Here is a 25,795-nt window from a genome sequence, read left to right as displayed (position 1 = left end):
CCGCACCACCGCCGCCCCGCAACACCGCCACCCCTCACCACCGACTCATCCACCGAGGAGAACCGTTGACCAGCCATCGAAAAGCACGACCTACCCGCAACCCCCTCACCCGCCGCGCCCTCGGCATAGGGCTGTTCGCGGCCGGTGTCGCGGGGGCCGCGACCGCCGTGCCGGCGCAGGCCGCGGGCGGGGTGTCGCACGCCGCGTTCGCGTCGGACCATGTGTTCACGCACGCCGACCGGGCGCACCACACCCAGGCCCGGGACTCGTTCACGGTGCGCCAGTTCGGCACGGTGAACGCCGCCGCCGCCCGTAACCAGGCCAACGCGGTCTCGGCGGGCTGCTCGGCGGACGACGCCTGCCGGTCCGTCGCGCTGTCGTTCCAGATCGTCACGATGGCGGGCGAGCACACGCACCTCAACGCCGTGAACCTCAGTGACGCGGCCAACAAGAAGTGCACCGGCTGCCAGACCCTGGCCGGGGCCTACCAGTTCGTCGTCTCCACGCCGACCGCCTTCAGCCTGAACGCCGACACCCAGCGCAAGCTCGCCGACATCCACCACCGGCTGGACGAGCTGACCCGCTCCTCGCTGCCCGCGGCCGACCTCAAGACCCGGGTCGACGGCCTGGCCGGCGAGGTCACCGCCGTACTGCGCGACGCCGTGGCGAACGCCCCCAAGGGCGACGTGAAGCCCGACGTCACCCTCCACCGTCACCTCGACGGCTGGCCCCCGGCGCACTGATCCCGGCGGCCCCGTGCCGACCGCCGTGTCCGTCTCCCACGGCACGGCGGTCGGCCATTGACATCCCCCCGCAGGCGGGCGCAGACTCACATCCCAGAAGCTGGTGAACTAAATTTCACTCAGCGAACAAGCGCGGAACAAGACAGCGAACCAGACGACCAAGGGATGCGGGATGCGTACCACCGTCGGCATCATCGGCGCCGGCCCGGCCGGCCTCCTCCTCGCCCGGCTGCTGCACAACGCCGGGATCGACTCCGTCGTGCTGGAGAGCCGCGACCGGGCCTACGTCGAGCACCGCCAGCGCGCCGGGATCCTGGAGCAGGGCACGGTGGACGTGCTGCGCGCGGCCGGCGCCGGCGAGCGCATGGACCGGGAGGGCCTCCCGCACGACGGCATCGAACTGCGCTACGACAGGAAGCGCCACCGCGTCGACTTCCCCGCCCTCACCGGCGGCCGGTCCGTGATGGTGTACGCCCAGACCGAGGTCTGCAAGGACCTCATCGCCCTCCAGCTCAAGGAGGGCGGCCCGCTGCTGTTCGAGGCGGAGGCCCTCGCCGTCGAGGGCGCGGACACCGGCACCCCGTCCGTGCGGTTCCGGCACGAGGGGCGGGAGGACGTGCTGGAGTGCCGGTACGTCGTCGGGTGCGACGGGTTCTGGGGGGTGGCCAGGAAGGCGATCCCCGCCGAGCTCAGCCGCGTCTTCGAGCGGACGTACCCCTTCGGCTGGCTCGGCATCCTCGCCGACGTCCCGCCCTCCCACGACGAGCTGGTCTACGCCCGCCACGACCGCGGCTTCGCCCTGCTGTCCATGCGCTCCCCGTCCGTCTCCCGCCTCTACCTCCAGGTGCCCGCCGACACCGACGCCGAGAGCTGGGGCGACGACGAGATCTGGGACGAGCTGGAGCGCCGCTTCGAGACCGCCGACGACTGGCGCCTGGAGCGCGGCCCGATCACCCAGAAGTCCGTCACCCCGATGCGCTCCTACGTCCACGAGCCGATGCGGTACGGCAGCCTCTTCCTGGCCGGCGACGCGGCGCACATCGTCCCGCCGACCGGCGCCAAGGGCCTCAACCTGGCCGTCGGCGACGTGGTGACCTTCGCGCGGGCGCTGTCGCACGAGAAGGAGACCGGCTCGGCCGAGCTGCTCGACGCCTACTCGCAGACCTGTCTGCGCCGCGTCTGGCAGGCCGAGCGGTTCTCGTACGACATGACGACGATGCTGCACCCGGCCCCCGACGCCACCCCCTTCGACCACCGCCTGCAGCTCGCCCGTCTGGAGCGGATCGCGGCCTCGCGTGCCGCCGAGGCCGACCTGGCCGAGGGCTACACGGGTTTTCCCCTGGACTGACGACCGTGTGAACCCCCGCGGTGAGGGGAATCACGGATCCGCGTAGCGTGTTGCGCTGCACGACGAGGGAAAGATCCTCCCCAAGCACTAGGGTCAATCCTTTGCCTACCTATTACTCTTGAGCCAAGGCCGCGACGTGTGGCCATGGAGGAGTGAAATGAGGAGCAGAAACCCGGTCTTCTCGCGACGGGGGTTCAGCCGCGACAACGGCTACGCGGGCTTCAACACCGCGCCGCAGGCCGGGGGTCCCGCTGTCGGAACGCAGGCCAACCCCTACGCGGGCGGCAATCCCTACGCGCAGAACCCGTACGCCCAGCAGGACCTGCAGTACGGCGCCCCGCCCCAGGCCCCGGCCACCACCGGCCGGATGACCATGGACGACGTCGTCCTGCGCACCGCGTCCACCCTCGGCACCCTGATCGTCACCGCCGCCCTCGCCTGGGCGCTGCTGCCGGTCGACGACGCCAACATCAACCGTTCCTACGGCATCGGTGTCGGCGCCGCGCTGGTCGGCATGGTCCTGGCGCTCGTGCAGTCCTTCAAGCGCAAGGCCACGCCCGCGCTGATCCTGTCGTACGCCGCGTTCGAGGGTGTCTTCCTCGGAGTGGTCTCCAGCGTGGTCGACAACCGCATCGCGAGCGGCGCGGCCATGCAGGCGGTGATCGGCACGATGGCGGTGTTCGCCGGTGTGCTCGTGGCGTACAAGGCGGGCTGGATCCGCGTCAACCGCCGTTTCTACGGCTTCGTGATGGCGGCGGCGCTCGGCTTCGTGCTGCTGATGGTCGTGAACCTGCTGTTCGCGGTCTTCGGCGGCGGTGACGGCCTCGGCTTCCGCAGCGGCCCGCTCGGTGTGTTCTTCGGCATCGTCGGTGTGCTGCTCGGCGCCTGCTTCCTCGCCCTGGACTTCAAGCAGGTCGAGGACGGCATCGCCTACGGCGCGCCGAAGGAGGAGGCGTGGCTGGCGGCCTTCGGGCTGACGCTGACGCTGGTGTGGATCTACATGGAGTTCCTGCGGATCATCGCCATCCTCAACAGCAACGACTAGCCGCCCAGCGGCTGTCACCCGGCTGACACGAAGGGCCTCCGGTGCTCTCACCGGGGGCCCTTCGTCATGTCGTGGTGCGCGCCTAGAGCAGTTTGCGCGCTGCCCTCCTCAGGTCGTATTCGTGGACGATCGCCTTCGCGTGGCCGTACGCGAGGTTGTGCTCGTGGCGGAGCCAGCTGACCTTTTCCTCGAAGCGGAAGAGGGCGGGGCCTTCTTCGACGGTGCGGATCCAGTCGGACACTTCACGACCGGTGCAGTGGGGAATGCGGGCGAGCATGTTGCGGTGGGTCTCCTCGGAGAGGACGTGGGACATCGGCGCCTCCGAACGCAAAGGGGATGTAAGCCGGTCCTTCAGGTCACGGTGCCTGAGCGTTCGCCTGTTGGCAACAGTCTGGCGGTGCCGCGTACGCTCGTTCTGTGGTTGATACGACGCCCTTGACGCGAGCCGTGGATCACTTCGCCGACCGGTTGAGGGCGGCTCCGCAGAGCCGGCTGCAGCGGGGTGCCGCCGCCGAGGCCCTGCAACTGGCCCGGGAGTTGGCCTGCCGGGCGCAGGTCCTGGAGGACCCGGGGACGGAGCCGCGGCTGATGCCGGACGCCGGGATGTTCGCCGCCGCCGACCAAATCACCGTCGCCGCACACGACTTGGCCCTCGTGCTCAAGGACGAGGGCCAGCTGGAACAGGCGGTGGAACTGGTGGCTCAGGCGCAACAGCGCGCCGGCGTCTGATCCCTACAGGGACGCTATGACCCGGTCCGCCAGGATGTACACGTTCTCCTCGCCGCACTCGAAGGTCAGCGTGTAGGCGCCGGAGACGCCCGAACCGCCGAGCAGGACCGGCGTGCGGCCCGCGCGCAGGGCGGCCGCCAGACGTTCGGCCGTCTCGCGGTGGCCCGGGGTCATGCACAGGGTCGTGCCGTCGGCGAAGACGTAGACGTCCAGGGTGCCCAGCGGGCCGGGGCGGACGTCGGTCAGTTCGGTGCGGGTGGCGGCCAGCTCCTCGAGGGTGGCCACCGTGCGTTCATGGTCGTTCGCCACGGGTGACTGCACCGGGACGAAGTCCGGGTGGGAGGGGTGACGGCGGCGGGCCGCGGCCAGTTCGGGGGAGTCCCCGGCGAACTCGTCGGCGTCGGCGGCCTGCTCGGTCACCGGCTCCAGCGGCTCCAGCCCCACGAAGTCGCTCTGCCGGGGCAGATACAGCTCGCTGTCCGGCAGGCCGAGGAGCGAGGGCGCGTCGGAGCCGTCACGGGACTCCTGGGCGGCCCAGAAGGCACGCGCCTCGGCCAGTTCGCGCTCGCGTTCCTCGGCGAGTGCCTCGGCGACGGCGGCGCGTATCTCGTCGGCCTCCGTGGACAGACGGGCGGCGGGCACGAGACCGTGCGGTGTGTGCTGCTCGGCGAGCTGGGTGTGCAGGGCGGCGACCTCACGTCGCAGCACCATGAGGGTGCGCAGGACGGCGACGCCCACGGCGCCCGTGGCGGCCGTGATGAGCAGCAAGGCGATCGGCATGGCGCTCACTGACGTACTCCCGGTTCAAAGTCGACCCCCGACTTCCTACATCAGCTTGAAGGGCGGACTGACCAGCTGTCAGTGCGTAACGTCACGAACCGGACAGGACTTTGGGTCCCAGAAGGGTTGTCGTACCCGCCCTGAGCTGCGTGAATCCCCCCGCTAAGGGAGATAGGTCACATCCTGGGGGAGATTGGATCACAAAACGGCCCGGAGGCCGGTGGTGTTCCGGACTCCGGGCCAGAAGCTCACTGTTGGTGCCTCTGCGGTTACGCAGCGGTCAGCTCAGGCGCTCGATGACCATCGCCATGCCCTGGCCGCCGCCGACGCACATCGTCTCCAGACCGAACTGCTTGTCGTGGAACTGCAGTGAGTTGATGAGGGTGCCGGTGATGCGGGCGCCGGTCATGCCGAAGGGGTGGCCGACGGCGATCGCGCCGCCGTTGACGTTCAGCTTCTCCAGTGGGATGTTCAGGTCGCGGTAGGAGGGGATCACCTGGGCGGCGAACGCCTCGTTGATCTCGACCAGGTCGATGTCGTCGATGGTGAGGCCGGCCAGGCGCAGGGCCCGCTGCGAGGCCTCCACCGGGCCGAGGCCCATGATCTCCGGGGACAGGCCCGAGACGCCGGTCGACACGATGCGGGCGAGCGGGGTCAGGCCCAGCTCGCGGGCCTTGGTGTCGCTCATGATGACCACGGCCGCGGCGCCGTCGTTCAGCGGGCAGCAGTTGCCGGCGGTGACCAGGCCGTCGGGGCGGAAGACCGGCTTGAGACCGGAGACGCCCTCCAGGGTCACGCCCGGGCGCGGGCCGTCGTCCTTGCTGACCACCGTGCCGTCGGGCAGCGTGACCGGGGTGATCTCGCGCTCCCAGAAGCCGTTCTTGATGGCCTCCTCGGCGAGGTTCTGCGAGCGGACGCCGAACTCGTCCATGTCCTGGCGGGTCACGCCCTTCCAGCGCGCCAGGTTCTCCGCGGTCTGGCCCATCGCGATGTACGGGTCGGGGAGCAGGCCGTCCTCGCGCGGGTCGTGCCAGGTGGAGCCCTCGGAGGCGGCCGTGGCGGCGGTACGGGCCTCGGCCTCGGCGAAGAGCGGGTTGCGTCCGCTCGGCATGTCGGAGCTGCCGTTGGCGTAGCGGGAGACCATCTCGACACCGGCCGAGATGAAGACGTCGCCCTCGCCGGCCTTGATGGCGTGCAGGGCCATGCGGCTGGTCTGCAGCGAGGAGGAACAGTAACGGGTGATGGTGCAGCCCGGCAGGTGGTCCATGCCCATCTGCACGGCGACGATCCGGCCGAGGTTGTGGCCCTGCTCGCCACCCGGCAGACCGCAGCCGAGCATCAGGTCGTCGATGTCCTTCGGGTCCAGCTCGGGGACCTTGGCCAGGGCGGCCTGGATGATCGTGGCGGTGAGGTCGTCCGGGCGCAGATCCTTGAGCGAGCCCTTGATGGCACGGCCGATCGGGGAGCGGGCGGTCGAGACGATGACGGCTTCGGGCATGACGGCTCCATTGGCGACGAGCAGGGGCAGGGGCTGCCTGCGAAGCTACCCGTACGTATGGTCAGGGTCACGTCTGTCGCGGTGTGACCCTGACCGCAATTTTCTAAGCGCTTGCTTTGTGGCTCACGGGGCCGACCGCGTCGAGGAGACGGAACTCTGCTGCGGTGCCGGCTCCTGCACCCGCCGCCTGCGCCTGCGCTTGAGCAGCGCCCAGGGCCCGCGCGGACCCGTCGGCATCGCCGCCGTGACCTCGGTGCCCGGCTCGGACGCCGCTTCCGCCGCCGCCCTCGCCACGGGCAGGAAGCCCTCCCGCCGCGACACGTCCGGACGCTCCTCCTCGGCCGGCCACAGGCCGAGCGCCGCGCACACCGTCGGCAGGACGGCCATCGCCGCCGTCGCGTAGCCCTCGGCGGAGGGGTGGTAGTTGTCCGGGCCGAACAGCTCGCGGGGATTGGCCTCGAACTCGGGGCCCAGCAGGTCCCCCAGGGACACGGTGCGGCCGCCCTGTTCGACGGTTCCGATCGTCTGGGCGGCCGCCAGCTGACGGGAGGCGCGGCGGGCGAGCCAGCGCAGCGGCTGCTGCACCCGTTCCACCGTGCCCAGGTCCGGACAGGTGCCGACCACCACCTCCGCGCCGGCCGTGCGCAGCCGCCGTACCGCCGCCGAGAGATGGCGGACGGAACGGGTCGGGGGCATGCGGTGCGTGACGTCGTTCGCGCCGATCATGATCACGCAGATGTCCGGGACCAGGGCGGGGTTGGCGAGCACCAGGGCCACCTGGCGGTCGAGGTCGTCGGAGGTCGCTCCCGGAAGGGCCACGTTGTGGAGCTCCACCGGGCGTTCGGCCACCGCCGACAGCCCCGAGGCCAGCAGCGCGCCCGGCGTCTGGCCCGCCCGGTGCACACCCTGCCCCGCGGCCGTGGAGTCGCCGAGCATCGTCAGCCGCAGGGGAGGTTCGTCGGGCACGGTGTAGGCGGTGCCGTACAGGCCGTCCGCCACCGGCACCCGGCCGCTGCTGCCGTTGCCCACATGGCGCTTGGCCAGCTGGACCTCCGCCAGCAGCAGTCCCATGGCGGCCGCACCGGCCAGCCCGATCCCGCCGCCGCCGTACGCGGCACCGGCCGCGATCCGCCGGGCCACCCGTGCCCTCGACATGCTCGTCATACCTCGCCGCCACCTCCTTCGTTGCCGTACATCCACTCCTTGCCCCGTACCGACCGTTCGCCAATCTCAACGGGGAGTGAACGACCGCCGTGGGCGGACGACAGGGCCTACGCTGGCGGAACCACTAGGACCACTTCTTTTGCAAGCAACCGGAGACAACGGTGCAATTCCACGACTCGATGATCAGCCTCGTCGGCAACACCCCGCTGGTGAGGCTCAACAACGTGACCAAGGGCATCAAGGCGACCGTCCTGGCCAAGGTCGAGTACTTCAACCCGGGCGGCTCCGTGAAGGACCGCATCGCCCTGCGCATGATCGAGGCGGCCGAGGAGAGCGGGGCGCTCAAGCCCGGCGGGACGATCGTGGAACCGACCAGCGGGAACACCGGGGTGGGGCTCGCCATCGTGGCGCAGCAGAAGGGGTACAAGTGCATCTTCGTGTGCCCCGACAAGGTGAGCACCGACAAGATCAACGTGCTGCGGGCGTACGGGGCCGAGGTCGTGGTCTGCCCCACGGCCGTCGACCCGGAGCACCCGGACTCGTACTACAACGTCTCCGACCGGCTGGTGCGCGAGACGCCGGGCGCGTGGAAGCCCGACCAGTACTCCAACCCCAACAACCCGCTCTCCCACTACCACTCGACCGGCCCCGAGCTGTGGGAGCAGACGGAGGGGAGGATCACCCATTTCGTGGCGGGCGTGGGGACCGGAGGGACCATCTCCGGCACCGGCCGCTATCTGAAGGACGTCAGCGACGGGAAGGTGAAGGTGATCGGCGCCGACCCCGAGGGGTCGGTGTACTCCGGCGGCTCCGGGCGGCCGTACCTGGTCGAGGGCGTCGGTGAGGACTTCTGGCCCACCGCCTACGACCGGACCGTCGCCGACGAGATCGTCCCGGTCTCCGACAAGGACTCCTTCCAGATGACCCGCAGGCTCGCCAAGGAGGAGGGGCTGCTGGTCGGCGGCTCCTGCGGGATGGCGGTCGTCGCGGCGCTGGAGGTCGCGCGGCGCCTGGAGGAGGACGACGTGGTGGTGGTCCTGCTGCCGGACAGCGGGCGCGGCTACCTGTCGAAGATCTTCAACGACGAGTGGATGGCGGACTACGGCTTCCTCGAGGACGAGGGCCCCAGCGCCCGCGTCGCGGACGTGCTCAGCGACAAGGAGCACGGCGCCATCCCCTCGCTCGTCCACATGCACCCGGACGAGACCGTCGGCCAGGCCATCGAGGTCCTGCGCGAGTACGGCGTCTCGCAGATGCCGATCGTGAAGCCGGGGGCCGGTCACCCGGACGTGATGGCCGCCGAGGTCGTCGGCTCGGTCGTGGAGCGGGAGCTGCTGGACGCGCTGTTCGCCAAGCGGGCCTCGCTGGAGGACCCGCTGGAGAAGCACATGTCCGCCCCGCTGCCCCAGGTGGGCTCCGGCGAGCCGGTCGCCGACCTGATGACGGTGCTCGGCGCGGCGGACGCGGCGATCGTCCTGGTCGAGGGAAAGCCGACCGGGGTGATCAGCCGGCAGGACCTGCTGCACTTCCTGGCCAAGGGCGGAAAGTGACGGCGAACGTCCGGTGAACGGAGCCCCACCACGGCGAACTTGCGGTTGCCTACCGAATCGGTGGACTTCGCGGAAGTGGTACGAGCGTGTCACGTGCACGCAGCACACGCTTAACACGGCTCCGGCACATTAGTGGGTGTCGGCAGGGCGGGAGCGGCTCCCCGCCCCAGCCGGCGCCGAACGTCCAAGGACCTCCGGAGCGGCTCCCGGACCTCCATGGACGCCGGACGCGAGACCCGGCCCTGACCCGGTCAGCGTCCTTCGCGGGGACCGCCGTCGTCCCGCCCCCCGGCAACGGGGGTGCGGCGGTCCCCGCGCATTACTTTGCGCCTAAACCGGCGCCGCTCTCGCGGACGTGGTTGCTCGCCGTTGGGGTTCCTCAATTGATGGTGGCGGCCGTCGTCGCATGACAAACAGCAGTCACTCCTCCCAGCGGTCCTCGTCCTTGTCGCGCTTTCGGCGCCCGCCGAACAGGCCCGGGTTGACGCGGGCCGCCGAGAAGGCGTTGACGCCGACGATCCCCGCCCAGGCGACCAGCAGGCCGGGCAGGTGTGCGATGCCGCCGCCGATCGCGGACAGCGGGATCGCCAGGACCAGGGAGACGATGCCGAAGCCGAAGCGCTCGCCCCAGGAGTCGGTCGGTTTCGGCGCCCGCGCCCCCCGGGCCACCACCATCTGCTGCTCGGCCATCTGCCGCCGCACCCGGCGCTCCACGGCCCCGTCGATGCGCTGGTCGACCTTCTCCAGGAACGAGTCGACCAGCGCGGACTCGTACTCCTCACCCAGTTCCCTGCGGGCCTGCAGAGTGGCGTTGAGCTCCTTCTTGAGCTCGGCGTCCCGCGCGTCCATGCTCGTCTCCATTCCCGTCATGACAATCCACGGTAAGGAGCCGCGCCGCCCGCCGCACTGGGGTTAGCCCCCCTGTTCGGGCTGGGGATCAGACCAGCCCGTGCTGCTTGGCGTAGGCGTCGGCCACGTCCTCGGGGTCCTTCTTGTCGTTGTCGACCCGGCTGTTGAGCTGGGTGAGCTGCGCGGTGGTGAGGATGTTGCCGAGTTTGGCCAGGGCCTTGCGGACCGTGTCGTCGGCCTTGCGGTCGGCGATGAGCGGGACGATGTGCTGGCTGGGGATGAGGTTCTTCGGGTCGGCCAGCACCACCCAGCCGTTGGCGGCGATGTCGGTGTCGGTGGTGAAGAGGTTCGCGACGTCGACGTCGCCCTTCTTCAGGGCGCCCTTGACCAGCGGACCGTCGGAGTCCAGCGACTTGAACTCCTTGAACTCCACGCCGTAGAAGTCCTTCAGGCCCACCGCTCCGACCCTGCGCTTCTTCACCTCGGGCGCGGCGCCGATGACCAGCTTGCCGTTCTGCTTGGCGAGGTCGGCGAGGGTGGTCAGGCCGTACTTGCGGGCGGTGGCCCGGGTGACGACGAAGCAGTCCGAGTCGGCCGCCTGTCCATAGGGGAGCACCTGGAGGCCGGCCGGGAGCGCGAGGGTGAGCGCGTTCTGCATGGTGCCGGGCTCCGAGGAGTTGTCCTTCGGCGCGAGGTAGTTCAGGAGGGCGCCCTGGTACTCGGGCAGCAGGTCGATGTCGCCGGCCTTCAGCGCGGGGATCACGATCTCCCGGGTGCCGAGGTTGGGGCGGACCTTGACCTTGACACCGGCGGCCTTCAGGACGGCCGCGTAGAGGTAGCCGAGGACCTGGTTCTCGGTGAAGTTGGCGGTGCCGATGGTGATCCCGCCCTTGCTGGAGCCACCGCCGCCGGACGTGGAGCCCTGGCCGTCGAGCGAGGTGATGCCGCTCGCACAGGCGGACAGGGCGGGGACGGACGCGGCCGCGAACAGGCCGCCGAAGAGGGTGCGTCGGTTCATGATCGGGGTTCCCTAGGCGGTGCGATGGCGGAAGAGGAAGCGCTGCAGGCCGGAGAGGGCCAGGTCGAGGACGACGGCGACGACGGCGACCAGCACCGCGCCGCCCAGCACCTGCACGAGGTCGCGCTGGGCGAGGCCGTCGAAGACGTAGCGGCCGAGGCCGCCGAAGGAGACGTACGCGGCGATGGTGGCCGTGGCGACGACCTGGATGAGGGCGAGCCGCAGACCGGTCATGATCAGGGGGAGCGCGAGGGGCAGCTCGACCTGGAACAGGACCTGGTGGCCCCGCATGCCCTGGCCGCGCGCCGCGTCCTTCACGTCCGGGTCCACGGCGGTCATCCCGGCGTAGGTGTTGGTGACGATCGCCGGGACCGCGAGGGCGACGAGAGCGACGTACACCGGCAGCATCGACAGCCCGCCCGCCAGGAAGACCAGCACGACCAGGCCGACGGTCGGCAGCGCGCGGCCGAAGGACGCGAGGTTGATCGCGACGAAGGCGCCCCTGCCGGTGTGGCCGATGAGCAGGCCGAGCGGGAGGCCGATCGCGGCGGCGATGAGGGTCGCGAGCAGCGAGTACTGAAGGTGCTCGGCGAGGCGGTGGGCGATGCCGTCGGACCCGGACCAGCTCGCGCCGCTGGTGAGCCACTTGCCGAGGTTCTTGAAGAGCTCGTACATCTCAGGCCCGCCTCCTGCGCCACGGGGTCAGCACGTACTGGAGCGCCACCAGCAGGGCGTCCGCGACCACGGCGAGCAGGATGGTGAGGACCACGCCCACGATCACCGGGGTCGGGAAGTCGCGCTGGAAGCCGTCGGTGAAGAGCTGGCCGAGGCCGCCGTCGCCGATGTAGGTGGCGACCGAGACCAGCGAGATCGACATGACCGTGGCGATGCGGACACCCGCCATGATCACGGGGAGGGCGAGCGGGAACTCGACCGTGAGAAGCGTGCGCAGGGGGCGCGTGCCCATGGCCTTCGCCGCCTCCTTCGTCTTCGCGGGGACCGAGTCGAGGCCCTCGACGGTGTTCCGCAGCAGCACGACCAGGGTGTAGACGGTCAGGCCGATGACGGTGGTGGTGCGGGTCAGTCCGCTGACCGGCAGCAGCAGCACGAAGATCGCGATCGACGGGATAGTGAAGAGGACGTTCGAGACGCCGAGCAGGAAGCCGCGCAGCGGGCGGATCCGGTGGGCTATCACCGCGAGCGGCAGCGAGATGAGCACGCCGAAGAAGACGGCGGTCATGGCGGCCTGGAGGTGGGAGAGCGTCAGGGAGGTCAGGTCGTCGGTGTGGTCGCCTATCCACGACCAGTCGATGGTCATGCTGCCACCCGCGCTTCCGTGTGCGCCCGGCCCGCGTGCTCGTGGATGTCGTCACGGGAGGAGACGCCGGTGAGGACGCCGTCCGCGTCGACGCGGGCGACCAGGCCGGTGGGGGAGGCGAGGGACTCGTCGAGCGCGGACAGCAGGGAGTCGGTGTCGCGCAGCGGCCGTACGGGGAGTTCGGTCTCCTTGGACGCCCAGTGCCGGGGCCTGCGCCGCTCGTCGAGGACGAGGGTCCAGGTGCCGCCCTCCGGCGCCGGGCCCTGCGGGACGTCGGCGAGCGTCTTCAGCGACAGCAGCTTCAGACCGCGCTCGGCGCCGAGGAAGCCGGCCACGAAGTCGTCGGCGGGGCGGGCGAGAAGCTCGGCGGGGGTGGCGCACTGGACCAGGTGGCCGCCGGTGCGGAAGATCGCGATCTGGTCGCCGAGGCGTACGGCCTCGTCCACGTCGTGGGTGACGAAGACGATGGTCTTGCTCAACTCCTTCTGCAGCCGCAGCAGTTCGTCCTGGAGCTGGGTGCGCACCACCGGGTCGACGGCGCCGAAGGGCTCGTCCATGAGCAGGACCGGCGGGTCGGCGGCCAGGGCGCGGGCGACGCCGACACGCTGCTGCTGGCCGCCGGAGAGCTGGTGCGGGTAGCGCTTGCCGGCGTCGGCGGCCAGACCCACGGTCTCCAGCAGCTCCGCGGCGCGGGCGCGGGCCTTCTTGCGGTTCCAGCCGAGCAGGAGCGGCACGGTGGCGACGTTGTCCAGCACCGTGCGGTGCGGGAAGAGGCCCGACTGCTGGATGACGTACCCGATGGAGCGGCGCAGCTCGGCGGCGTCCTGCCGGGTCACGTCCTTGCCGCCGACCCGGATGGTGCCCGAGGTCGGCTCTATCATCCGGTTGATCATCCGGAGGGTGGTCGTCTTGCCGCAACCGGAAGATCCGACGAGGACGGTCACGCCGCCTTCCGGCATCTCCAGGGAGAGGTCGTGTACTGCTGTCGTGCCGTTGGGGAAGCGCTTGTGCACCGCGTCGAACTGGATCATGAGTTGTCCCTTGCCCGGCTGTATAACGTCATGCAGAGTTCTTGGTAGCTGAATAGCTTGTCAACGGTTTGGTGTTAATCCGAGGTAACGGATGACCGCACAGCAAGATCAGGTGTCCGTATAGGGAAGGATTTGGGCTTGATGTCGTCTCGGATCGTGGACACACCGGAAGCTGTGCACACGGGGCTCGTGGTCCTCGACGGGATCGGGCTGGGGGTCGCGGACGTCGTGCGGCTCGCCGACGGCACCGCGCGGCCGGTGCCCGGGACCGACGCGATGAAGCGGGTGACCGAGTCCTGGGACGCGGCCCGGCAGATCGCCGCGACCGGTCGCGTCTACGGCCGCTCGACCGGCGTCGGCGCCAACCGGAACGAGGACGTGCCCACCGAGGCGGCCGCCGAACACGGCCTGAGGCTGCTGCGCAGCCACGCCGGCGCGATCGGCGACGAACTGCCTTCCCGGCAGGTGCGGGCCATGCTCGCCGTACGGGCCAACCAGCTCCTCGCCGGCGGGGCGGGCCTGCGGCCGACGGTGGTGACGGCGCTGTGCGAGGCACTGGAGAACGGGGTCCACCCGGTCGTCAACGAGTTCGGCTCGGTCGGCACCGGGGACATCGCAGCCCTGGCACAGGTCGGACTGGCGCTAGCGGGGGAACATCCATGGCGCGAGCGGGACGCCCCGGGCTCCGGTGTGGTGGGCGCTCCCGAGGCTCAACCGCTCGACAACAACGACGCGTTGGCCTTCATCAGCAGTAACGCCCTCACCCTTGGGCAGTCGGCGCTCGCCCTGTACGAACTGCGCGGGCTGATCGAGGCGACCCAGGTCGTCGCCGCGCTGTCGCTGCTCGCCGTCGACGGTTCGCACGAGGCGTACGCCGCCCCCGTGCACGCCGCCCGCCCGCACCGGGGGAGCGCCCGGGTCGCCGCGCGGATGCGGGAGCTGATCGGCGCCGCCGACCGGCCCACCCCGCCGCTCGGCCGGATCCAGGACCCCTACGGCTTCCGATGCCTGCCGCAGATCCACGGCCCGGCGCACGACGCCGCCGACGCCCTGGAGGAAGTGCTGGCGATAGAGATCAACGCGGCCGCCGAGAACCCCCTCATCTCACCCGAGGACATGGCCGCCTACCACCACGGCGGCTTCTACCAGGCCCAACTCGCCCTCGCCCTCGACCACTTCCGGCTGGCCCTGACCCAGGTGGCCCGTCTGTCGACCTCCCGGCTGTCCACCCTCAACGAGCCCGCCTACACCCGGCTGCGCCCCTTCCTCGCCGACCACGAGCCGGCCTCCTCCGGTGTGATGATCCTCGAGTACGCCGCCGGGGCCGCCCTCGGCGATCTGCGCGCGTTCTCCGCTCCCGCCTCGCTCGGGCACGCTGTACTCTCCCGGGGCGTCGAGGAACAGGCCAGCTTCGCCTCGCTCGCCGCACGTCAGACCGGGCGCGCCTGCCGCGCGTACCGGCTCGTCGTCGGCTGCGAACTCGTCGCCGCCGTACGGGCGCTGCGCCAGCGCGACCTCAGGCCCGAGCCGGACCTTCCGGTGGGCCGAGCGTTCCGGCTCGCGGAGTCCGTACTGCAGGAGGACCAGGCCGACCGGCCGCTCACGGACGACGTGACGGCGGCGGCCGCACTGCTCGACCGGTTCACGGAGATCTGGAGGGGGAACGAGTGATGGGCGCGGAGAGGGAGACGGGTGTGACGGACAGTCCCGCGGGGCGGCTGCAGGCGCTCTTCGAGGGGCACCGTCTGACGCCGACCCAGCGGCGCATCGCCCACAGCATGGTGCGGCGGGCGGCCGACGTGCCGTTCCTGTCCAGCGTGGAGCTGGCCGAGCTGGCCGGGGTCAGCCAGCCGTCCGTGACGCGTTTCGCCGTCGCCCTCGGCTTCGACGGCTACCCGGCCCTGCGCAAGCACCTGCGCGAGGTCGCGCCCGCCGAGCCGACGGACCGCCCCGGTTCCTACAACGAGTACCAGCAGGCCGTCGAGGCCGAGATCGAGAACCTGCGGAACCTCGCCGAACTCCTCGCCGACCCGCGGCCCGTGCAGCGGGCCGGGCGGCTGCTGGCCGCCTCCCGCCCCCTCCCCGTCCTAGGCCTGCGCGCCGCCGCCTCCCAGGCCTACGGCTTCGCGTACTTCGCCGCCAAGGTCCACCCGGACGTCCGGCTGCTCAACGAGGGCGGCACGATGATCCAGGACCGCATCGAGGCCGCCGTGCTGGCCGGCGCGAGCGCCCTGCTGTGCTTCGCGCTGCCCCGGCATCCGCGCGAGGTGGTCGACACCCTCGCCTTCGCCAAGGAGGCCGGGCTGACGGTGGTGACCGTGGCCGACTCCGCCTTCGCGCCCGTCGCCAAGGTCTCCGACCTCCTGCTGCCCGCCGCCGTCGGCACCGGCCTCGCCTTCGACACCGCCTGCGCGCCCATGCTGCTCGGCCGGGTCCTGCTGGAGGCCATGTGCGACGACCTGCCCGACGCCCAGTCCCGCCTGGAGGAGTTCGACGCCCGGGCGGCGGCGCGCGGGCTGTTCGTGGAGTAGGAGCGCGTTTTCAGACTCGTCTCACATTGGCTCGTTAGCCTTCGGCCCCACAGGACTGTGCCAGGACGACAAGGAGGCGGAACGTGGCACGCGGAGGTCTGGGACTGGCTCGGGTGGCGGTCGTCGTACGGGCCGGAGCCGCACCGCTGTGGTGGGCCGGGGTGTTCGCGGCCGGTGTGGGGGTGCTGGTGCCGGGCGTCACGGGGCGGCGGATCGGGGTGATGGCCGGGGCGGCGCTGTTCCTCGTCGCGGCGGCCGTGGTGTCGTACACCCGCCGCAGGCGCTACGCGGTTCTCGCGCGCTCGGCGGTCCGCGCGGGCAAGCACGACGTGCTGCAGGACCGGGCGGTCAGTGTGCGCACCTGGCGGCGCGGGCACCGCTGGTGGCTGCTGCTGGCGTTCGTGGTGGCGCTGGCCTCCTCGTTCGTCGTGCCGGCCGCGGGCGGCATGCTGCTCGCCGGTGCCGGCACCGGGCTGCGGCTGAAGGCGGCCTGGCTGGGGCGGCGCGAGCGGGCCGAGGACGCGCTGCTGTGGGTCCGGGTCGACTGGCTCGCCGGCAACGGCGGACGCCCGGCCGGCAAGGCGGTCAAGGCCTACCGCAGCACGGGCATCGCGGCCGGCGACGCGGCCCCGGGCGGGGCGCGTCGCCGCACCGCGGCGCTCGTCTAGCCGGAGGGGCGGGGGTCAGACCTCCAGATCCTCCTCGATCTTCCGCAGTTGGTGGCGGGCCATCGCCAGGTTGGCCCGCTTGCTGTCGAGCACCAGGTAGATGAACAGGCCGTTGCCGCCCCGGCCGCTGATCAGGCGGATCAGGTGGTACTGGTCGGACAGGGTGATCAGGATGTCCTCGATCTGGCCCTTCAGACCCAGGTGTTCCATCGTGCGCATCTTGGCGCGGACGACGTCGGTGTTGCCGGCGGCGGCCACGTTCAGGTCGAAGGTCTTGCCGCCGCCCAGCGTGCCGAGCGCCATGCCGCTGGTGTAGTCGACGAGCGCGACGCCGGTCGCGCCCTCGATGGAGGCGAGGCACTCTTTCAGCGTGGTCTCGGTGTTGGCCATGGTTGTGATTCCTCGTTCCCTTGTCTTCTCGACTGTGTCGACCGTTCGTGCCGACTATTCGGTGGTGCGCGCGTTGGTCGTCGTGCGTGCCGCGCGCGGGGTTCTGGTTCGTGCGGCCGCCGTCCTGGCGGCCGGTTTGGCCGGCTGCTTGGCCGGTGCGGCCCGGTTCGCCGCCGCCGTACGGCTGTCGAGGAGCTCGGCGACCCGGGCCGCAGCCCGGCGCCCCTCCAGCAGCAGCCGGCCCACGTTCACCCGGTCCTGGGCGAGCAGGGTCAGTACGGCCGTGGGGGCGGCGCCCGCCGCGAAGGTCGCCGCGTAGCCGTACACACCGCGCACCAGCAGCTCGCGGAACTCCCCCTGGCCCGTGGCGTCCGCGAGCTCGGAGGCGGCCGCGTGCGCCTGGACGGTGAGCGCGGCCGTGGCCCTGGGGTCGACGCCCGGGGTGTCCTGGGCGAGGACGGCTCCGTCGGGGCCGGTGGCGAGCGCGCCGGTGAGCTGTGGGACCCGGGCCCTCAGCCGGCGCAGTTCGTCCAGGATGTGGGGGTCGGCGGCCATCCGGTGACTCCTCTCAAAGGGCCTCCAGCGCATCTCTGAGCCTCTTCAGCAAGGTGATGTGGGGATCGGGCGGCAGCGGTTCGGCGGGGACGGGCGGTGCGTAGCCGTCCGCCCCGGCCGGGTCCGGCCGGTGCGGCTGCCCACGGCCCTGCGGTGGCCGGCCCCGGCCGGGCAGTTGGGCGTGGCCCGTCGGGGGCTGGTCGGGGGGTGGTGGCTGCCCGCGGTCCGAGGCGATGCGGGTGCCGCCCGGCGGTGGCTGGACGCGGGCCGGGGCGGCGGTGGTCACGACTCCGGCCGCCGTGAGCCGCCGTACGTCCACCAGGGTGTGGAAGGCCAGGTGGCCCAGCGCGCGCGCTATGTCCGTGGCCGTGCGGACGCCGTCGACCATCTCCAGGACCGCGAGCTGACGGCGGGTGAGCGCGGGCGTGCCCGGCAGGTGCGTCCGGGCCAGCGGGATGCCGTCCATGCCGGGGTGGGGCCAGATGCGGTGCAGGACGTCACGGCGGCGCAGCGTCTCGCGCTCCAGCGCCTCCACCGGCACCGGGCGGACGGAACCGAGCCAGTGGACGGGCCCGTAGCGGAAGCGGGGCGGAGTGCTGCTCGGGGCCAGGACGAAGTACGCCGCGTCGTACAGCGCCGCCAGATGGCAGAGCTCCAGGGCGCCGAGCGGGAGATGCCCGGCGTCGACCAGATGGCGGCCGACGCGGTGGTGGTCGGCGGCCTCGTTGACCGCCTGGTGCCAGGCCTCCGGGGCGAGCGTGCCGTGCGCGGTGAGCAGGGCGCCGAGTCCGGGCGCGTGCCGGCTCTCGGCCTGGACGACCAGGCCCTCGGCGAGGTGCAGCGTGCCGTGCTCGCGGACCAGGACGCCGGTGGCCCGCTCGGCGGCGAGCCGGGTCAGCATCGGCGAGACCCCGCCCCAGCCCCGGGCGCGGGCGGCCGCCTTGTCCCGCACGGGCAGCCGCGGCGGTTCGGTGGTCCGGACGACCGTCATGCCAGCACCAGCCGTTCCGCCATCTCGCCCAGCCGGATGCGGGCCAGCGCCAGATTGCCCTCCGCGCGGGCCAGCCACAGGTGCAGAAAGACGCTGCCGTCGAAGGACGAGCCCACGAACCTGAGCACGTGATAGCTGTCCCGGTTGCTGACGATGAGGTCCTCCACCGGCAGCTCCGTGTCGGCCGCCGCCGGTGCCTCCGGATCGTCGTCCGGCGCGAAGGCGTGCTGCTCGGCGGCCAGCCGGGCGATCTCGGCGGCCTCCGCCGCGGCCGTCTCCTGGTCACCGCCCGGGGACTCGCCCACGGTGCCCAGGGCCAGCCCGCTCGTCCAGTCGATCAGCGCGGCGCCCCGGGCACCGGGCAGTCGCATGGCTTCCAGCAGACACTCGTCGATTCCGGGCACCGCGGTTCCCCTCCCGCCTGGGGTTCGGCTGAGTGACGCCGAAACTACGCAACGTGTGCGCGACGGGTGAGGGATCGGGCATTTTCCGGTGGAACATGCTGCGGGCCGCTAAGGTAGGTCAACTGACCCTGTTTTCACACGGGTTGACCTGCATGTCCGCCGTACCGTTTCAACGGCGGCCGGGGGCGCGCAGGGTGGTGAGCGCGCGGGCGTGCGCCCCTCCCGCCTCGGCGACGATCTCGGCCGCGGTCTGCGCCTCGCGCACGACCGCGAAACCGATGCCCCCGGACCCGTCCGGAGCGAAGCCGTGAATGGCGGGCCGGGCGAGGGAGTTGTACGCGTAGTGATGCGCGAAGTAGTACGCGCCCGTGTCCAGCGCCGCCGCGTAGTCCCCCTGCTCCAGCAGCGGCAGCGCCCGTCCCTCGGCCAGCAGGTCGCCCGCGAAGCACGCCGGTCCGGCGATGTCCTGCACCACGTGCGGACCCTCCTTCGGCCGCCCCTTGGCGTCGTAGGCGGCGATCCGCAGCGGCCACGACCCCGGTACGTACACCGTCCGCGTCGCCACCTGCACGCCCGCGTGCGTCACCGCGACCGGCCGGCCGCCCGCGCTCTTGGCGTACTCGACGCGGGCCACCACCGTCCCGTGCTTGGCCAGCAGCGACCGCCCGAACTCGGTCACCAGCCCGTACCGCCCGTCGAACAGTCCCGGCACCGTCTCGTCCAGCAGTCGCGCGTACTGGGCGTACGTCGGCGTCGCCGCGTCCGAGCCGAAGTCGACCGGCAGCCCGCCGCCGATGTCGAGGGTGTCGATCTGCCGCCGTCCGAGCCGCCGGTTGATCTCCTCCGCGAGCGTGTACACCTCGCCCACGCCCTGCGCCATCAGCGACAGCGGGATGCCCTGGGAGCCGGTGTGCGCGTGCAGCCGCGTCAGCCACGGCCGCTCGGCGTACGCCCGCACCACCCACTCCCGCGCCCCCTCGTCGCGCAGCGCCACCCCGAACTTCGAGGTCGCCGTCGCGGTCGAGGTCGCCGCGATCGACCCGCCGCCGACCTGCGGGTTCACCCGGATCCCGAGCGGGGAACGGCTGTCGGCCGACCGCATGAGGGCGTCGATGCGCCCGAGCTCCTGCGGGTTGTCGGCGTTGACGGCGATCCCCAGCGCCAGCGCCTCGCGCAGTTCGGCCGGCGTCTTCGCGGGCGAGTCCAGGACCGTACGGTCCGGCGGCACTCCCGCGGCCCGCGCCAGCGCCAGTTCGCCCGGGCTCGCCACCTCGGCGCCCAGGCCCTCCTCGTACAGCAGCCGCAGCACCGGCACCAGCGGGGTCGCCTTCACCGCGAAGGCGTGCAGCACGGGTGTGCCGGCTGCCACGACCGCGTCGAACGCCGCCCGCAGCTCCGCGGCCGACTCCCGGATGCCCTCGACGTCCAGCAGGCCGACGATGGGGACGTCCGGCCCGAGCAGCCCCTGCTCCACGGCGGCCCGCACCGCCTCGTCCCGCCGCGCCGCACGCCCGGCCCCGACGCCGTCCCTGTCCTCCACACCGTCCCCCGTTCTCCGCCGTCCTCGTCCGTGTGGTCCCAGCCAAACACCTCCGGTGGGCCGATGCTGGCCCACGAATGTATTGACTAGTTCTATTCAGGACGTCAGGATGTGAATAACCGCAGTAACAGTTCGCTGGGAGCAATCCGCTAGGAGGCAGACCATGTCAGGACCCCGCCCCGTACGAGCGCCGCGCGGTACGGAACTGAGCGCCCTGGGATGGCAGCAGGAGGCCGCCCTGCGGATGCTGCAGAACAACCTCGACCCCGAGGTCGCCGAGCACCCCGACAAGCTCGTCGTCTACGGCGGCACCGGCAAGGCCGCCCGCGACTGGCGCTCCTTCGACGCCATGGTCCGCACGCTGCGCACCCTCAAGCAGGACGAGACCATGCTGGTCCAGTCCGGCCGCCCGGTCGGCGTGATGCAGACCCACGAGTGGGCGCCGCGCGTCCTCATCGCCAACTCCAACCTGGTCGGCGACTGGGCCAACTGGGAGGAGTTCCGCCGCCTGGAGGCCCTCGGCCTGACCATGTACGGCCAGATGACCGCCGGTTCCTGGATCTACATCGGCACCCAGGGCATCCTCCAGGGCACCTACGAGACCTTCGCCGCCGTCGCCGCGAAGAAGTTCGGCGGCACCCTCGCCGGGACCATCACCCTCACCGCCGGCCTCGGCGGCATGGGCGGTGCCCAGCCCCTCGCGGTCACCATGAACGACGGCGTGGCCATCTGCATCGACTGCGACCCGCGCGCGATCGACCGCCGCATCGAGCACCGCTACCTCGACGTGAAGGCCGACGGCCTGGAGCACGCCCTCCAGCTGGCCACCGAGGCCCGTGACGCCCGCCGCCCGCTCTCCATCGGTCTGCTGGGCAACGCGGCCGAGCTGCTGCCGCGGATGCTCGCCGAGGGCGCCCCGATCGACATCGTCACCGACCAGACCTCCGCGCACGACCCGCTGTCGTACCTGCCGGTGGGCGTCGCTTTCGAGGACATGGCCGACGCCGCCGCCAAGGACCCGGCCGGCTTCACGACCCGGGCCCGCGAGTCCATGGCCCGCCACGTCGAGGCCATGGTCGGCTTCATGGACGCCGGCGCCGAGGTCTTCGACTACGGCAACTCCATCCGGGGCGAGGCCCAACTCGCCGGATACGAGCGCGCGTTCGCCTTCCCGGGCTTCGTCCCGGCCTACATCCGCCCGCTGTTCTGCGAGGGCAAGGGCCCCTTCCGCTGGGCCGCGCTGTCCGGCGACCCGGCCGACATCGCCAAGACCGACAAGGCGATCCTGGACCTCTTCCCGGAGAACGAGTCCCTGGCCCGCTGGATCAAGATGGCCGGCGAGCGGGTCCACTTCCAGGGCCTGCCCGCGCGCATCTGCTGGCTCGGCTACGGCGAGCGGGACAAGGCGGGCGAGCGGTTCAACGACATGGTGGCCTCCGGCGAGCTGGCGGCTCCGCTGGCGATCGGGCGCGACCACCTCGACTGCGGCTCCGTCGCCTCCCCCTACCGGGAGACCGAGGCCATGCTCGACGGCTCCGACGCGATCGCCGACTGGCCGCTGCTGAACGCCATGGTCAACGTCGCCTCGGGTGCGTCCTGGGTCTCCATCCACCACGGCGGCGGCGTCGGCATGGGCCGCTCCATCCACGCCGGCCAGGTGACGGTGGCCGACGGCACCAAGCTCGGCGGCGAGAAGATCCGCCGCGTGCTGACCAACGACCCCGGCATGGGCGTCATCCGGCACGTCGACGCGGGCTACGACATCGCCGAGACGGTGGCGGACGAGCGGGGCGTGCGGGTGCCGATGCGCGAGGGTGACGACGCGTGACGCAGAGCTCCGCCAGTGGCAGCGCACCCTCCTTCCAGGAGATGTGGCGCGAGCTGCTTCCCATCGGGCGGCACCCCGAGTCCGGCGGCTACCGGCGGTTCGCCTGGAGCGGGGCGGACCTCGAGTGCCGGGAGTGGTTCAGGGCGCAGGTCGAGGCGCGCGGGCTGACGTACGAGGTCGACCGGAACGGGAACCAGTGGGCCTGGCTCGGTGACCCCACCGCGGGGGACGCCGTCGTCACCGGTTCCCATCTGGACTCCGTGCCCGACGGCGGTGCCTTCGACGGGCCTCTCGGGGTCGTGTCCTCCCTCGCCGCCCTGGACGAACTCCGCCGCAGGGGAGTGGAGTTCACCAGGCCCTTCGCCGTCGTCAACTTCGGTGACGAGGAGGGCGCCCGGTTCGGGCTGGCCTGTGTGGGGTCCCGGCTCACCGCCGGGGAGCTCACCGTCGAACAGGCGCACCGGCTCACCGACGGGGACGGCATCAGCCTTCCCCGGGCCATGGAGGCCGCCGGGTACGACCCGGAGGCCATCGGCGCCGACCCCGAGCGGCTCGGCCGCATCGGCGCGTTCGTCGAGCTGCACGTCGAGCAGGGCCGCGCGCTGGACCTGTCCGGCGACCGGGTCGGCATCGCCAGCGCCATCTGGCCGCACGGACGCTGGCGGTTCGACTTCCGGGGCGAGGCCAACCACGCCGGCACGACCCGGCTGGCGGACCGGCGCGACCCGATGCTGTCGTACGCCGAGACCGTGCTCGCCGCCCGGCGCGAGGCCCAACTCGCCGGTGCCGTCGCCACCTTCGGCAAGATCGCGGTCGAGCCGAACGGCGTCAACGCCATCCCCTCCCTGGTGCGCGGCTGGCTCGACTCCCGGGCCGAGGACCAGGCCACCCTCGACACCGTCGTCGGCGGCATCGAGAAGGCCGCCCGCTCCTACGCCGAGGCGCACGGCGTCGACCTCGACGTCGTCCGGGAGTCCTTCACGCCCGTCGTCGAGTTCGACCACGCGCTGCGCGACGAACTCGCCCGGATCCTCGGCAAGGACAGCGACCTCAGGGTGCCCGTCCTGGGTACCGGTGCGGGACACGACGCCGGGATCCTCTCCGGACGCATCCCGACCGCCATGCTGTTCGTGCGCAACCCCACCGGCGTCTCGCACTCCCCGGACGAGTACGCGGCCGAGGACGACTGCGTCGCCGGGGTGCTCGCACTCGCCGACGTACTGGAAGGACTGGCCTGCACGTGACGCAGACGTACTGGCTGGAGCACGCCTGGCTCGACACATACGTCGAGCCGGGCGTCGCCCTCGGCATCGACGGCGGCCGCATCACCACCGTCCGCACGGACGTCCCGAGTCCGCCCCCCGGAGCCGAGATCCTGCGCGGACTGACCCTGCCGGGCCTCGCCAACGCCCACTCGCACGCCTTCCACCGCGCCCTGCGCGGCACCGTCCAGGTCGGCTCCGGCACCTTCTGGACCTGGCGCGAGGTCATGTACTCCGTCGCCGACCGGCTGACCCCGGAGACCTACCACGCCCTCGCTCGCGCCGTGTACGCCGAGATGGCCCTGGCCGGCATCACCGCCGTCGGCGAGTTCCACTACGTGCACCACGCCCCCGGCGGCACCCCCTACGCCGAGCCCAACGCGATGGGCGAGGCGCTCGTCGCGGCCGCCGCCGAGGCCGGCATCCGCATCACCCTCCTCGACACCGCCTACCTCTCCTCCGGCTTCGGCGAGGCGCCCAACACCCACCAGCTGCGCTTCTCCGACGGCCATGCGGAGGCCTGGGCCGAACGCTGTTCACTTCTCAAGGAACGGGATCACGCACGGATCGGGGCCGCCGTCCACTCCGTACGGGCCGTGCCCGCCGGGCAGTTGGCGACGGTGGCGCGCTGGGCCGAGGAGCGGCGGGCACCGCTCCATGTGCACCTGTCCGAGCAGACCGCCGAGAACGACGCCTGCCAGGCCGCCCACGGCTGCACACCGACCCGGCTGCTCGCCGACCACGGTGTCCTCGGTCCGCGCACCACCGGCGTCCACAACACCCACCTCACCGACGAGGACATCGCCCTGATCGGCGGCAGCGGCACCGGCACCTGCATGTGCCCGACCACCGAGCGGGACCTCGCCGACGGCATCGGCCCGGCCGTGGCACTGCAGAAGCACGGCTCCCCCCTCTCCCTCGGCTCCGACAGCCACGCCGTCGTCGACCTGCTGGAAGAGGCGCGCGCGATGGAGCTGAACGAGCGCCTGCGCACCCGCGCCCGCGGCCACTGGACGGCGGCGGCCCTGCTGCGCGCCGCCTCCGCCGACGGTCACGCGGCCCTCGGCTGGGACGAGGCCGGCACCATCGAGGAGGGCGCGCTCGCCGACCTCACGACGATCGCGCTGGACTCGGTCAGGACAGCGGGCCCGCTGCCCAGGCTCGGCGCCGAGACGGCCGTATTCGCGGCGACGGCAGCGGACGTACGGCACACGATCGTGGGCGGACGGCATGTCGTACGCGACGGGGCGCACACCCTCGTACCGGATGTGCCGCACGCCCTCGCGCGGGCGGTCGAAGCCCTCCGCGCCTGACGACCACCCACGAGGACGCCATGAGCAGCACTGTCATCACCAACATCGCCACGCTGGTCACCAACTCCCCCTCCCTGGGCGACGCATCCCCCCTCGGTCTGGTCCAGGACGCGGCCGTCGTCATCGAGGGCGACCGGGTCGTGTGGACCGGTGAGTCAAGCAAAGCACCCGCCACTGACAATCGGGTCGACGCCGGTGGCCGGGCGGTGATCCCGGGCTTCGTGGACTCGCACTCCCACCTGGTCTTCGCGGGCGACCGCACCCAGGAGTTCAACGCCCGCATGTCCGGCCGGAGCTACACCGCCGGCGGCATCCGCACCACCGTCGCCGCCACCCGGGCCGCCACGGACGAGGAGCTGGAGGCCAACCTCACCCGCTACCTCGCCGAGGCCCTCCGCCAGGGCACCACCACCTTCGAGACCAAGTCCGGCTACGGCCTGACCGTCGCCGACGAGGCCCGTGCCCTGCGCATCGCCGCAGCGCACACCGACGAGGTCACCTATCTCGGCGCCCACATCGTCTCCCCGGACTTCGCCGACGACCCGGCCGCCTATGTCGCCCTGGTCACCGGCGAGATGCTGGACGCCTGTGCCCCGTACGCCCGTTGGATCGACGTCTTCTGCGAGAAGGGCGCCTTCGACGGCGACCAGGCCCGCGCGATCCTCACCGCGGGCAGGGCCAGGGGCCTGACCCCGCGCATCCACGCCAACCAGCTCTCCCACGGCCCCGGCGTCCAGCTCGCCGTAGAACTGGACGCGGCCAGCGCCGACCACTGCACCCACCTCACCGACGCGGACGTGGACGCCCTGGCGAACGGCGACACGGTCGCCACGCTGCTGCCCGGAGCCGAGTTCTCCACGCGCGCCGAGTGGCCGGACGCCCGGCGTCTGCTGGACGCGGGCGTCACGGTCGCCCTGTCCACCGACTGCAACCCGGGCTCGTCCTTCACCTCGTCCGTGCCGTTCTGTGTCGCCCTCGCCGTACGGGACATGGGCATGACCCCCGACGAGGCCGTCTGGTCGGCCACGGCGGGCGGCGCGGCGGCCCTGCGCCGGGACGACATCGGCCATCTGGCCCCCGGCGCCCGGGCGGACCTGCTCGTCCTCGACGCCCCGAGCCACGTCCACCTCGCCTACCGCCCGGGCGTGCCGCTGGTCGGCGAGGTGTGGCGCGAGGGCGTCCGGCGGTACTCCCGGCCGGACTGATCAGGACGCCCCCGCCCGCCACCGCTGCCCCGCAC

At 71.9% G+C, this 25,795-nt stretch carries 26 protein-coding genes; 12 read left to right on the top strand and 14 right to left on the bottom strand.

Features of this window, described 5'->3' with window-relative positions; all coding sequences use genetic code 11:
- Positions 1–65 precede the first annotated feature (65 nt).
- The 3 genes from GRC12_RS21985 to GRC12_RS21975 all read left to right on the top strand — a co-directional run bounded on the left by GRC12_RS21985 (position 66) and on the right by GRC12_RS21975 (position 3,136).
- Positions 66–743, top strand: coding sequence for a hypothetical protein (locus GRC12_RS21985; RefSeq protein ID WP_208781088.1), 678 nt, complete (start codon positions 66–68; stop codon positions 741–743).
- Between the two features lie 172 nt (positions 744–915).
- The gene (locus tag GRC12_RS21980) at positions 916–2,091 is read left to right on the top strand and encodes a 4-hydroxybenzoate 3-monooxygenase (protein WP_208781087.1); all 1,176 of its coding nucleotides are present in this window, start codon (positions 916–918) and stop codon (positions 2,089–2,091) included.
- A gap of 157 nt (positions 2,092–2,248) precedes the next feature.
- On the top strand, positions 2,249–3,136 hold the full coding sequence (locus GRC12_RS21975) for a Bax inhibitor-1/YccA family protein (RefSeq protein WP_208781086.1): 888 nt from the start codon (positions 2,249–2,251) through the stop codon (positions 3,134–3,136).
- Between the two features lie 82 nt (positions 3,137–3,218).
- On the opposite strand, the gene GRC12_RS21970 is transcribed toward GRC12_RS21975, so the two are convergent.
- On the bottom strand, positions 3,219–3,449 hold the full coding sequence (locus GRC12_RS21970) for a DUF4287 domain-containing protein (protein WP_133045944.1): 231 nt from the start codon (positions 3,447–3,449) through the stop codon (positions 3,219–3,221).
- Positions 3,450–3,553: 104 nt separating this feature from the next.
- Between GRC12_RS21970 and GRC12_RS21965 the strand changes: the two genes are divergently transcribed.
- Entirely contained in the window at positions 3,554–3,865 is a 312-nt protein-coding gene (locus GRC12_RS21965) for a hypothetical protein (RefSeq protein ID WP_165954953.1), read from the top strand.
- Between the two features lie 3 nt (positions 3,866–3,868).
- On the opposite strand, the gene GRC12_RS21960 is transcribed toward GRC12_RS21965, so the two are convergent.
- From GRC12_RS21960 to GRC12_RS21950, 3 genes are all read right to left on the bottom strand, one after another.
- Positions 3,869–4,654 carry a hypothetical protein gene (locus tag GRC12_RS21960; protein ID WP_208781085.1) on the bottom strand — a complete coding sequence of 262 codons (786 nt, stop codon included), beginning with the start codon at positions 4,652–4,654 and terminating at the stop codon, positions 3,869–3,871.
- A gap of 271 nt (positions 4,655–4,925) precedes the next feature.
- On the bottom strand, positions 4,926–6,143 hold the full coding sequence (locus GRC12_RS21955; protein ID WP_208781084.1) for an acetyl-CoA C-acetyltransferase: 1,218 nt from the start codon (positions 6,141–6,143) through the stop codon (positions 4,926–4,928).
- Positions 6,144–6,266: 123 nt separating this feature from the next.
- Complete coding sequence (locus GRC12_RS21950) at positions 6,267–7,307, bottom strand: SGNH/GDSL hydrolase family protein (RefSeq protein ID WP_208781083.1); 1,041 nt, start codon at positions 7,305–7,307, stop codon at positions 6,267–6,269.
- 161 nt (positions 7,308–7,468) lie between these two features.
- Here GRC12_RS21950 and GRC12_RS21945 point away from each other — a divergent pair, with 161 nt between their 5' ends.
- Positions 7,469–8,857 carry a cystathionine beta-synthase gene (locus tag GRC12_RS21945; RefSeq protein ID WP_208781082.1) on the top strand — a complete coding sequence of 463 codons (1,389 nt, stop codon included), beginning with the start codon at positions 7,469–7,471 and terminating at the stop codon, positions 8,855–8,857.
- 420 nt (positions 8,858–9,277) lie between these two features.
- On the opposite strand, the gene GRC12_RS21940 is transcribed toward GRC12_RS21945, so the two are convergent.
- From GRC12_RS21940 to GRC12_RS21920, 5 genes are all read right to left on the bottom strand, one after another.
- A complete protein-coding gene (locus GRC12_RS21940; RefSeq protein ID WP_208781090.1) occupies positions 9,278–9,706 on the bottom strand; it encodes a hypothetical protein in 429 nt (142 codons plus the stop codon).
- An 88-nt stretch (positions 9,707–9,794) separates the two neighbouring features.
- Positions 9,795–10,724, bottom strand: a complete 930-nt coding sequence (locus GRC12_RS21935; RefSeq protein ID WP_208781081.1) for an ABC transporter substrate-binding protein — start codon at positions 10,722–10,724, stop codon at positions 9,795–9,797.
- A gap of 12 nt (positions 10,725–10,736) precedes the next feature.
- Complete coding sequence (locus GRC12_RS21930; protein WP_208781080.1) at positions 10,737–11,399, bottom strand: ABC transporter permease; 663 nt, start codon at positions 11,397–11,399, stop codon at positions 10,737–10,739.
- Between the two features lies 1 nt (position 11,400).
- The gene (locus GRC12_RS21925; protein ID WP_133045951.1) at positions 11,401–12,042 is read right to left on the bottom strand and encodes an ABC transporter permease; all 642 of its coding nucleotides are present in this window, start codon (positions 12,040–12,042) and stop codon (positions 11,401–11,403) included.
- Complete coding sequence (locus tag GRC12_RS21920; RefSeq protein ID WP_208781079.1) at positions 12,039–13,073, bottom strand: ABC transporter ATP-binding protein; 1,035 nt, start codon at positions 13,071–13,073, stop codon at positions 12,039–12,041. The genes GRC12_RS21925 and GRC12_RS21920 overlap by 4 nt, the downstream gene beginning before the upstream one ends.
- A 141-nt stretch (positions 13,074–13,214) precedes the next feature.
- Here GRC12_RS21920 and GRC12_RS21915 point away from each other — a divergent pair, with 141 nt between their 5' ends.
- The 3 genes from GRC12_RS21915 (at position 13,215) to GRC12_RS21905 (ending at position 16,272) form a co-directional block, all read left to right on the top strand.
- Positions 13,215–14,744 (top strand): aromatic amino acid ammonia-lyase, encoded by a 1,530-nt coding sequence (locus GRC12_RS21915; RefSeq protein WP_208781078.1) that lies wholly within the window; start codon positions 13,215–13,217, stop codon positions 14,742–14,744.
- A complete protein-coding gene (locus tag GRC12_RS21910) occupies positions 14,744–15,604 on the top strand; it encodes a MurR/RpiR family transcriptional regulator (protein ID WP_208781077.1) in 861 nt (286 codons plus the stop codon). Before GRC12_RS21915 ends, GRC12_RS21910 begins: the two co-directional genes overlap by 1 nt.
- Positions 15,605–15,687: 83 nt before the next feature.
- A complete protein-coding gene (locus GRC12_RS21905; RefSeq protein ID WP_208781076.1) occupies positions 15,688–16,272 on the top strand; it encodes a hypothetical protein in 585 nt (194 codons plus the stop codon).
- Between the two features lie 15 nt (positions 16,273–16,287).
- Here GRC12_RS21905 and GRC12_RS21900 read toward each other — a convergent pair whose 3' ends face one another.
- From GRC12_RS21900 to GRC12_RS21880, 5 genes are all read right to left on the bottom strand, one after another.
- Positions 16,288–16,662 carry a hypothetical protein gene (locus tag GRC12_RS21900; protein WP_208781075.1) on the bottom strand — a complete coding sequence of 125 codons (375 nt, stop codon included), beginning with the start codon at positions 16,660–16,662 and terminating at the stop codon, positions 16,288–16,290.
- Between the two features lie 54 nt (positions 16,663–16,716).
- The gene (locus GRC12_RS21895) at positions 16,717–17,217 is read right to left on the bottom strand and encodes a roadblock/LC7 domain-containing protein (RefSeq protein ID WP_208781074.1); all 501 of its coding nucleotides are present in this window, start codon (positions 17,215–17,217) and stop codon (positions 16,717–16,719) included.
- Positions 17,218–17,230: 13 nt separating this feature from the next.
- Positions 17,231–18,208, bottom strand: a complete 978-nt coding sequence (locus tag GRC12_RS21890) for a transcriptional regulator (protein ID WP_208781073.1) — start codon at positions 18,206–18,208, stop codon at positions 17,231–17,233.
- Complete coding sequence (locus GRC12_RS21885; protein ID WP_208781072.1) at positions 18,205–18,612, bottom strand: hypothetical protein; 408 nt, start codon at positions 18,610–18,612, stop codon at positions 18,205–18,207. Before GRC12_RS21885 ends, GRC12_RS21890 begins: the two co-directional genes overlap by 4 nt.
- 169 nt (positions 18,613–18,781) lie before the next feature.
- Positions 18,782–20,152 (bottom strand): diaminopimelate decarboxylase, encoded by a 1,371-nt coding sequence (locus GRC12_RS21880; protein WP_208781071.1) that lies wholly within the window; start codon positions 20,150–20,152, stop codon positions 18,782–18,784.
- 163 nt (positions 20,153–20,315) lie between these two features.
- Between GRC12_RS21880 and hutU the strand changes: the two genes are divergently transcribed.
- The 4 genes from hutU to hutI are packed head-to-tail and all read left to right on the top strand — an operon-like array spanning position 20,316 to position 25,760.
- A complete protein-coding gene (hutU, locus tag GRC12_RS21875) occupies positions 20,316–21,980 on the top strand; it encodes a urocanate hydratase (protein ID WP_208781070.1) in 1,665 nt (554 codons plus the stop codon).
- Positions 21,981–22,021: 41 nt separating this feature from the next.
- Positions 22,022–23,224 (top strand): allantoate amidohydrolase, encoded by a 1,203-nt coding sequence (locus GRC12_RS21870; protein ID WP_208781089.1) that lies wholly within the window; start codon positions 22,022–22,024, stop codon positions 23,222–23,224.
- Entirely contained in the window at positions 23,221–24,555 is a 1,335-nt protein-coding gene (locus GRC12_RS21865; protein WP_208781069.1) for a formimidoylglutamate deiminase, read from the top strand. Before GRC12_RS21870 ends, GRC12_RS21865 begins: the two co-directional genes overlap by 4 nt.
- Before the next feature lie 20 nt (positions 24,556–24,575).
- The gene (gene hutI, locus GRC12_RS21860) at positions 24,576–25,760 is read left to right on the top strand and encodes an imidazolonepropionase (RefSeq protein WP_208781068.1); all 1,185 of its coding nucleotides are present in this window, start codon (positions 24,576–24,578) and stop codon (positions 25,758–25,760) included.
- Positions 25,761–25,795 lie beyond the last annotated feature (35 nt).

The sequence above is a fragment of the Streptomyces griseorubiginosus genome, from assembly GCF_017614965.1.
GTDB lineage: Bacteria > Actinomycetota > Actinomycetes > Streptomycetales > Streptomycetaceae > Streptomyces > Streptomyces griseorubiginosus_B.
Note: the sequence above shows the minus strand (reverse complement) of the source record. Positions and strands in the feature narration are given on the sequence as shown.

Bases quoted from the DNA above. Each gene is read 5' to 3' on its own strand.
- GRC12_RS21940 (WP_208781090.1), bottom strand. From the start codon at position 9,706: ATGGACGCGCGGGACGCCGAGCTCAAGAAGGAGCTCAACGCCACTCTG.
- GRC12_RS21920 (WP_208781079.1), bottom strand. From the start codon at position 13,073: ATGATCCAGTTCGACGCGGTGCACAAGCGCTTCCCCAACGGCACGACA.
- GRC12_RS21890 (WP_208781073.1), bottom strand. From the start codon at position 18,208: ATGACGGTCGTCCGGACCACCGAACCGCCGCGGCTGCCCGTGCGGGAC.
- hutU (WP_208781070.1), top strand. From the start codon at position 20,316: ATGTCAGGACCCCGCCCCGTACGAGCGCCGCGCGGTACGGAACTGAGC.
- GRC12_RS21955 (WP_208781084.1), bottom strand. From the start codon at position 6,143: ATGCCCGAAGCCGTCATCGTCTCGACCGCCCGCTCCCCGATCGGCCGT.
- GRC12_RS21980 (WP_208781087.1), top strand. From the start codon at position 916: ATGCGTACCACCGTCGGCATCATCGGCGCCGGCCCGGCCGGCCTCCTC.
- GRC12_RS21935 (WP_208781081.1), bottom strand. From the start codon at position 10,724: ATGAACCGACGCACCCTCTTCGGCGGCCTGTTCGCGGCCGCGTCCGTC.
- GRC12_RS21950 (WP_208781083.1), bottom strand. From the start codon at position 7,307: ATGACGAGCATGTCGAGGGCACGGGTGGCCCGGCGGATCGCGGCCGGT.
- hutI (WP_208781068.1), top strand. From the start codon at position 24,576: ATGAGCAGCACTGTCATCACCAACATCGCCACGCTGGTCACCAACTCC.
- GRC12_RS21975 (WP_208781086.1), top strand. From the start codon at position 2,249: ATGAGGAGCAGAAACCCGGTCTTCTCGCGACGGGGGTTCAGCCGCGAC.
- GRC12_RS21870 (WP_208781089.1), top strand. From the start codon at position 22,022: ATGTGGCGCGAGCTGCTTCCCATCGGGCGGCACCCCGAGTCCGGCGGC.
- GRC12_RS21970 (WP_133045944.1), bottom strand. From the start codon at position 3,449: ATGTCCCACGTCCTCTCCGAGGAGACCCACCGCAACATGCTCGCCCGC.
- GRC12_RS21915 (WP_208781078.1), top strand. From the start codon at position 13,215: ATGTCGTCTCGGATCGTGGACACACCGGAAGCTGTGCACACGGGGCTC.
- GRC12_RS21900 (WP_208781075.1), bottom strand. From the start codon at position 16,662: ATGGCCAACACCGAGACCACGCTGAAAGAGTGCCTCGCCTCCATCGAG.
- GRC12_RS21910 (WP_208781077.1), top strand. From the start codon at position 14,744: ATGGGCGCGGAGAGGGAGACGGGTGTGACGGACAGTCCCGCGGGGCGG.
- GRC12_RS21930 (WP_208781080.1), bottom strand. From the start codon at position 11,399: ATGTACGAGCTCTTCAAGAACCTCGGCAAGTGGCTCACCAGCGGCGCG.
- GRC12_RS21925 (WP_133045951.1), bottom strand. From the start codon at position 12,042: ATGACCATCGACTGGTCGTGGATAGGCGACCACACCGACGACCTGACC.
- GRC12_RS21895 (WP_208781074.1), bottom strand. From the start codon at position 17,217: ATGGCCGCCGACCCCCACATCCTGGACGAACTGCGCCGGCTGAGGGCC.